General features: G+C 63.2%; 8 protein-coding genes. 3 read left to right on the top strand and 5 right to left on the bottom strand.

Annotated features, from left to right (window positions below; genetic code table 11):
* On the top strand, positions 1-635 hold a 635-nt coding region (locus tag CMI59_RS04050), incomplete at its 5' end, for an aminotransferase class IV (protein WP_293325102.1).
* Here CMI59_RS04050 and CMI59_RS04045 read toward each other — a convergent pair.
* Positions 619-1,011: a hypothetical protein gene (locus CMI59_RS04045; RefSeq protein ID WP_293325100.1), complete on the bottom strand. Its 393-nt coding sequence runs from the start codon at positions 1,009-1,011 to the stop codon at positions 619-621. The genes CMI59_RS04050 and CMI59_RS04045 overlap by 17 nt on opposite strands.
* 168 nt (positions 1,012-1,179) lie before the next feature.
* Here CMI59_RS04045 and CMI59_RS04040 point away from each other — a divergent pair, with 168 nt between their 5' ends.
* A complete protein-coding gene (locus tag CMI59_RS04040; RefSeq protein ID WP_293325097.1) occupies positions 1,180-2,262 on the top strand; it encodes a M14 family metallopeptidase in 1,083 nt (360 codons plus the stop codon).
* 190 nt (positions 2,263-2,452) lie between these two features.
* Here CMI59_RS04040 and rpmF read toward each other — a convergent pair whose 3' ends face one another.
* From rpmF to ald, 3 genes are all read right to left on the bottom strand, one after another.
* Positions 2,453-2,638, bottom strand: coding sequence for a 50S ribosomal protein L32 (gene rpmF / locus CMI59_RS04035; protein ID WP_293325094.1), 186 nt, complete (start codon positions 2,636-2,638; stop codon positions 2,453-2,455).
* A 240-nt stretch (positions 2,639-2,878) separates the two neighbouring features.
* Positions 2,879-3,577, bottom strand: a complete 699-nt coding sequence (locus CMI59_RS04030) for an SPOR domain-containing protein (protein ID WP_293325091.1) — start codon at positions 3,575-3,577, stop codon at positions 2,879-2,881.
* Positions 3,578-3,694: 117 nt separating this feature from the next.
* On the bottom strand, positions 3,695-4,813 hold the full coding sequence (gene ald, locus CMI59_RS04025) for an alanine dehydrogenase (protein WP_293325088.1): 1,119 nt from the start codon (positions 4,811-4,813) through the stop codon (positions 3,695-3,697).
* A 247-nt stretch (positions 4,814-5,060) separates the two neighbouring features.
* Here ald and CMI59_RS04020 point away from each other — a divergent pair, with 247 nt between their 5' ends.
* Positions 5,061-5,711 carry a CoA pyrophosphatase gene (locus CMI59_RS04020; RefSeq protein ID WP_293325085.1) on the top strand — a complete coding sequence of 217 codons (651 nt, stop codon included), beginning with the start codon at positions 5,061-5,063 and terminating at the stop codon, positions 5,709-5,711.
* Positions 5,712-5,767: 56 nt separating this feature from the next.
* Here CMI59_RS04020 and CMI59_RS04015 read toward each other — a convergent pair whose 3' ends face one another.
* Positions 5,768-6,001 carry a DUF2061 domain-containing protein gene (locus tag CMI59_RS04015; protein WP_293325083.1) on the bottom strand — a complete coding sequence of 78 codons (234 nt, stop codon included), beginning with the start codon at positions 5,999-6,001 and terminating at the stop codon, positions 5,768-5,770.
* Positions 6,002-6,119 lie beyond the last annotated feature (118 nt).

Below are 6,119 nucleotides of genomic sequence, written 5' to 3'. Positions count from 1 at the left end.
CGCTGAAACCCGCCTGCACGGCCCTGCTGGCCGCCAATGCGCTGGATACCGCACCCCGCGCGTCGCTGCGCGTGACGCTGACCCGTGGCCCTGGGCCGCGCGGCATTGCCGTGCCGCCGGAGGTATCGCCCACGCTCCTCATCACCTCGGCCCCGGGCGCGGAACCGCCCGACAGCGTGCGCGCCGTCATCAGCACCATCAGGCGCAACACAAGCTCGCCCGCCGCGCAATTGAAGGCCCTGCCCTATCTGGACAATGTGTTCGCGAAGGAAGAAGCGAAACTCGCCGGGGCGGATGAAGCCATCCTGCTCGATACGCAAGGCCATCTCGCCTGCGCCAGTGTCGGCAATGTTTTCTTCTGGGAAGGCAAGAAGCTCGTCACGCCCGCGACCGACGGACCCATCCTGCCCGGCATCACGCGCGCAAGCGTGTTGGCACTTGCCCGCAAACTCGACATCGAGACGGAGGAAGGCCTGATCGCGCCGGACCGGCTCCTCAAGGCGGAGGGCATCTTCCTCACCAACAGCCTGACGGGGCTGCTGCCGGTCAAAAAAATGGATGGGCGGGAAATCCCCGCCCATCCTGAAACGCAAAGACTGTCGGACGCCTATGAGGCGTTTATTCGCCGACCGTGAAGTCGCGCCGCGCCGCCGTGATCGTCACGGTGAAGCCCGCGATCACATCGAAGAGGGTCAGCAGCACCAGCAGGAAGAAAGTGGTGTGGCCGAACTGCGGGAGCACGATGAATTCGATCAACGCGACCAGCAGCACCAGCATGGAAAGCGCATGATTGACGATGGTGGCCGCGCCCGTGCGCGTTGCGCCGATCAGTTCCAGGAACAGCAGGACGAGACCGATAAAGACGATGATATCATTGACCGAGATCGTCCAGATCGCACCGGAAACGAGCGCGACATTGAAAACCGGCTCCGCAAGATCGATACCCGTCAGGTAAACGAGCGCGTTATAGATGATGATGACCAGCGCCATCAGCGGAAAAGTGCCCAACATGTGATCCCCTCTCTAGAACCCTGTGACTTTGCCGAAGCCATAAAAAACGTGACCGTCCGGAATGCGCTTTCTGCCCCTCGCATCCCTCGACTGTGCCACACTAGCACAACAGAAGGGTGAAACCCCACCGGCAACCAAAACAGGGTTACCGGACAAAGCGAGCCAACCATGACAAAAATTCCCGCCTGTTTTTCAGAGACTTATGCCGAAGCCCGCGCGAAATTCCTCTCCGCCGCCAAGGCGGCGGGCGCGACGCTCGAAACGCATGAACACCCGGCAAAGGGCCCCGGCGGCGAAACGCTGGCCACCGATGTCGCCCGGATCGGCCCGGCGGATGCAAAATCCGTCATCGCGCTCGGCGCGGGTACGCATGGCGTGGAGGGCTATTGCGGTTCGGGGCTTCAGATCGCGCTGCTGGAAACCGGCTTTGCCGACAGGCTGCCCGAGGGCAGCGCCCTCGTTCTCATCCATGCGATCAACCCGTTCGGCTTCGCCTGGAGCCGCCGCGTCAATGAGGACAATGTCGACCTCAACCGCAATTTCATCGATCACGATGCGCCGTACCCGGAAAATCCCGGCTATGAGGAACTGAAAGACGTCATCAACCTGCCCGATCTCGAGCCCGGAACCATCAAGCAGGCGCAGGAGAAACTTCTCGCCTATGCGGAGAAAAACGGCTTCCCCGCGCTTCAATACGCGATGAGCGCCGGGCAATACGCCCATCCCGGCGGCGTGCAGTTCGGCGGCAACGGACCGACATGGTCGCATCTCACGCTGAAGGACATCGTCCGGAAACATTTCGCACCGGCGGAGCGCATCGTCTTCATCGACCTCCACACCGGCCTCGGTCCCCGCGGCCATGGCGAGATCATCAGCACGGCAGCACCCGACAGCCCGACCTACAAGCGCATGACCGATCTCTGGGGCAATGAAGTGCTCTCCACCAAGGCGGAAGGCTCCGTCTCGTCAAACGTCGCGGGCTCCATCACCGACTTTCTGGCGGAGGAACTCGACGGCAAGGCGCTTGCCGCCTGCGGTCTCGAATTCGGCACGCTGCCCATCACCGAAGTCTCCTTCGCCCTGCAGGCCGACAACTGGCTCTGGCAGAATGGCGGTGCGGAGAACCCGCGCGCGCAGGAAGTCGGCGCGATCATCCGGGGCGCGTTCTACATCGATGAGGACGACTGGAAGGAAGAGGTCTTCAAACGCGCCGAGGAAGTGGCCGTGAAGGGGCTCAAGGGGCTGGAATAGCGGAAGTCCCAAACCACATCGTCATTGCGAGGAGCGAGGCGACGAAGCTATCCCGTTCTGCGCCTGCCGCCTCTGGATTGCCGCGCGCCCTGACGGGCGCTCGCAATGACGGATGAACCAAGAACCGCGAACGAAAAACGCCAGCGCCCTTTCGGGAACCGGCGTTTCGAATTCTTCAGATCCTGATGGATCAGAAATCGTCCTTCGGCTTCAGCACCTGACGGCCGCGATACATACCGCTCTTCAGGTCGATATGATGCGGACGGTGCAGCTCGCCGCTGTCGGGATTTTCGACATAGGCCTGCTGCTTCAGCGCATCGGCCGAACGGCGCATGCCGCGCTTGGACGGGGTTACTTTCCTCTTCGGAACGGCCATGGCTCTAGCTCCAGTTGGTTTAAATCTGTCAAAAGCGGCTCTCAGCGCCGGCCCGAAAACGGGATGGGCCGGTGCGGGCTGCCTGCCTCCGCCAGATTTTGAAATCGGCTTGCCGCGCCCGGAAAACCACTTCCCCCGGGCAATCGGCAATTTGGACGGGCTTATACAGGCAAAAGGGGGCAAAAGTCCATGCCCCCCTGACGCTTCGTCGCTATTTTGCGCGAATCCTGCCCGCGGCCCTCAGTTGAAAGCCACCACCGCGCAATCGGAGCCCGGAATACCGGCCCTGGCGCAGGCCGCGCGGGCGTCCCGCTCGCTGGCAAAACCGCCCATCCGGACCCTGTGGAAGCGCTCGCCGCCCACATCCGCTTCTTCGATGAAAATCCGCTCATCGCCCTGAAGGTCGGCTTTCTTACCCGAAAGGTCCAGATAGCGCCGGGTCGCTGCGCCGATGGACTGATAGGAACCGAGCTGCACATAAAAGCGCGCTTTGCCGGAACGCGCGCTCGCGGGCGCGGCGGGCTCCAGGCTCGCAACCTGCACCCCGCGATCCGTGAACGGGCGCACCGAGGGACGCGCCAGGGGCACGGCCGGCGATGCGTTGATGGAACCGGTAATGAGCCGGTCGTCGGCGTCCGCAGGCTCGCTGCGAACGGCGGCAACCCGCACAGGCGCCCGGCGAACGGGTTCGCTGCGCGGCCTGGGCGCCGGGCTTACCGCCCGAACGGGCCGCCAGGGCCTCGGCTTCGGCAGGACACGGGCATCGGCCACATGAACCGGCACCTCGACCGTGCGCTCCACAAGGCGGTTCATCCCCGCCGTGTCGTAGCGCTCTCCCGCCTCATGCGAGGCGGTCTCGCGCTGCCAGACGAAAATCGCGATCAGCATGGCGCCGAGAAACAGCCAGAAACGTTCGCGCCGAACCTTATCCCGAAACATGATCGAGCCCCCAAATTGCCCATACGCCCCGAAGGGCCATGGCGGGAGACTCGGTCAATATAGTTAATAAAAACTGTATCTTTATAGGACAGAATCACACGTCGGCGATTTGAGGCCTCAGGCGTTAAGCAGGCTGTCCGCCTCGTGGAAGGGGGCGCCCAGCGCCTCCGCCACCGCCGCATAGGTGAGCTTGCCCTCATAGACATTGAGCCCGTCCTTGAGATGCGGATTGTCGGCGAGCGCCTGACGGTAGCCCTTGTCGGCCAGCGAGAGGGTGAAGGGGAGCGTCGCGTTATTGAGGGCGAAAGTGGAGGTCCGCGCCACGGCGCCGGGCATATTGGCGACGCAGTAATGCACCACCTCATCCGTCACATAGGTGGGATCGGCATGGGTGGTGGCATGAGAGGTCTCGAAGCAGCCGCCCTGGTCGATGGCGATGTCGACGAGCACGGAGCCCTTCTTCATCTTCTTGACCATCTCCCCGGTGACGAGCTTGGGTGCCGCCGCGCCCGGCACCAGCACAGCGCCGATGACGAGATCGGCGCCCAGCACATATTCCTCGATGGCATCCACCGTCGAATAGATGGTGTTGAGCATCGGGCCGAACTGCATGTCGAGCTCGTAGAGGCGGTGCAGGTTGATGTCGATTACCGTCACATGCGCCTCGAGCCCCATCGCCATGCGCGCGGCATTGGTACCAGCCACGCCGCCGCCCAGCACGACGACGCGGCTGGCGGCCACGCCCGGCACGCCGCCCAGCAACATGCCGCGACCGCCCTGGGCTATCTCAAGGCAGTGGGCACCGGCCTGAATGGACATGCGGCCCGCCACTTCGGACATGGGCGCAAGGAGAGGGAGACCGCCGCGCGCATCGCTCACCGTTTCATAGGCGATGGCGACGCAGCCCGATTCCATCAGACCGCGGGCCTGCTCGGGATCGGGCGCCAGATGCAGATAGGTGAAGAGAATCTGTCCCTCGCGCAGCATCTTCCATTCAGAGGGCTGCGGCTCCTTCACCTTCACGATCATCTCGGCGCGTTCGAAAATTTCTTCCGGCGTCGCGACGATTTCCGCGCCGGCCGTTTCATAATCGCTGTCGAACAGACCGATGCCGAGCCCGGCATCCTTCTGCACCATCACCTGGTGCCCGTGATGAACGGCTTCGCGCACTGCGGCGGGCGTCATGCCCACACGGTACTCATGGACCTTGATTTCCTTGGGGACACCGATACGCATGAACGTAACCTCTGGGCTCTGGGGTGAGACGGCCTTGATCTGTAGGGATGAGGTTACGCGCCCGCTCGCGGCCCACCAAGATGCCGGGAATACGAAATTTCATCGTCGCGTTTATGATGTTAAACATTAAGTGCCCTTTTCGAGCCTTTCCGCGCGACCGGGACCTATTTACTAAACACCCCGGCGGCAGCCGCATCGACCCTGTGAAGTCAGCTCCCTGAGGTCCGACACCGCGAGTTCCGATCCCATGCCTTCAACGCCCTATCGCTTCGACGAGACGCTCCGCCGCCTTATGGCCGACAGGCTTGCCGCCTTCCGCCCCGAAAGCCCGGCATCGGCGGAGCTGAAACAGGCCGCCGTCGCCATCGCGGTCGCCCCGATGCAAAAAGAAGGGCCCGGCGGGGAAGACGAAGCGGGCTTCCTGCTCACCCGCCGCGTGCCGCGCCTTTCGTCCCATGCGGGCCAATGGGCGCTGCCCGGCGGGCGGCTCGACCCCGGCGAAGACGCCGTCGCGGCGGCGCTGCGCGAAATGCGCGAGGAGATCGGCCTCGCCCTGTCGCATGGCCATGTGCTGGGACGGCTCGACGCCTATCCCACGCGGTCTGGCTATGAGATCACGCCCGTGGTGATCTGGGCGCCGGACCTGTCGGACATGGCGGCGAACCCCTCGGAGGTCGCCTCCATCCATCATTTCGGATTGCGCGAATTCGACCGGGACGGCTCGCCGGAATTCATCGACATCCCCGAAAGCGAGAGACCCGTCATCCGCCTCCATATCGGCGCGTCGCATATTCATGCGCCCACCGCCGCCATACTCTACCAGTTCGCCGAAGTGGCGCTGCGCGGCCGCGACACCCGCGTCGCCCGCCTGGAACAACCCGTCTGGGCCTGGAAGTGAAAACGCCGCCGGGACCCTGTCCGGCGGCGAGCAGGATGCACGGTTTGCGATCCTCGTCAGATGACGTTGTGGCCAAGATCGGGATCGAAGCCGTTTTTAAGCCCGGCCGGGCGGGCCTCGGCCCGTGCCCAGACCTTTTCATGGAAATAGAAGACCACCGTGTTCACCAGCGGCTCGATCAGCGCCACACCCGTGGCGATTTCGACCGAGCCCGTGAGCGTATAGGTCACGCCGAAGCCGACGCTGAAATGCAGGCAGGCGAAGGTCAGAGTCTTGGCAAGCGAACGCATCTCTATCTCCATCCGTAAGACGCACGGGACCTCATATCCCGGCCTCATGGACTAGATAATAATTAGTCTCATTCTAATTTGCAAGAAGAATGAGGCGCCATTTTTGAGCGCGATCGCC

This window comes from Parvibaculum sp., from assembly GCF_002684405.1.
GTDB lineage: Bacteria > Pseudomonadota > Alphaproteobacteria > Parvibaculales > Parvibaculaceae > Parvibaculum.
Note: the sequence above shows the minus strand (reverse complement) of the source record. Positions and strands in the feature narration are given on the sequence as shown.

Coding starts and splice junctions, on each gene's coding strand:
- CMI59_RS04045 (WP_293325100.1), bottom strand. CDS start 1,011: ATGTTGGGCACTTTTCCGCTGATGGCGCTGGTCATCATCATCTATAAC.
- CMI59_RS04040 (WP_293325097.1), top strand. CDS start 1,180: ATGACAAAAATTCCCGCCTGTTTTTCAGAGACTTATGCCGAAGCCCGC.
- rpmF (WP_293325094.1), bottom strand. CDS start 2,638: ATGGCCGTTCCGAAGAGGAAAGTAACCCCGTCCAAGCGCGGCATGCGC.
- CMI59_RS04030 (WP_293325091.1), bottom strand. CDS start 3,577: ATGTTTCGGGATAAGGTTCGGCGCGAACGTTTCTGGCTGTTTCTCGGC.
- ald (WP_293325088.1), bottom strand. CDS start 4,813: ATGCGTATCGGTGTCCCCAAGGAAATCAAGGTCCATGAGTACCGTGTG.
- CMI59_RS04020 (WP_293325085.1), top strand. CDS start 5,061: ATGCCTTCAACGCCCTATCGCTTCGACGAGACGCTCCGCCGCCTTATG.
- CMI59_RS04015 (WP_293325083.1), bottom strand. CDS start 6,001: ATGCGTTCGCTTGCCAAGACTCTGACCTTCGCCTGCCTGCATTTCAGC.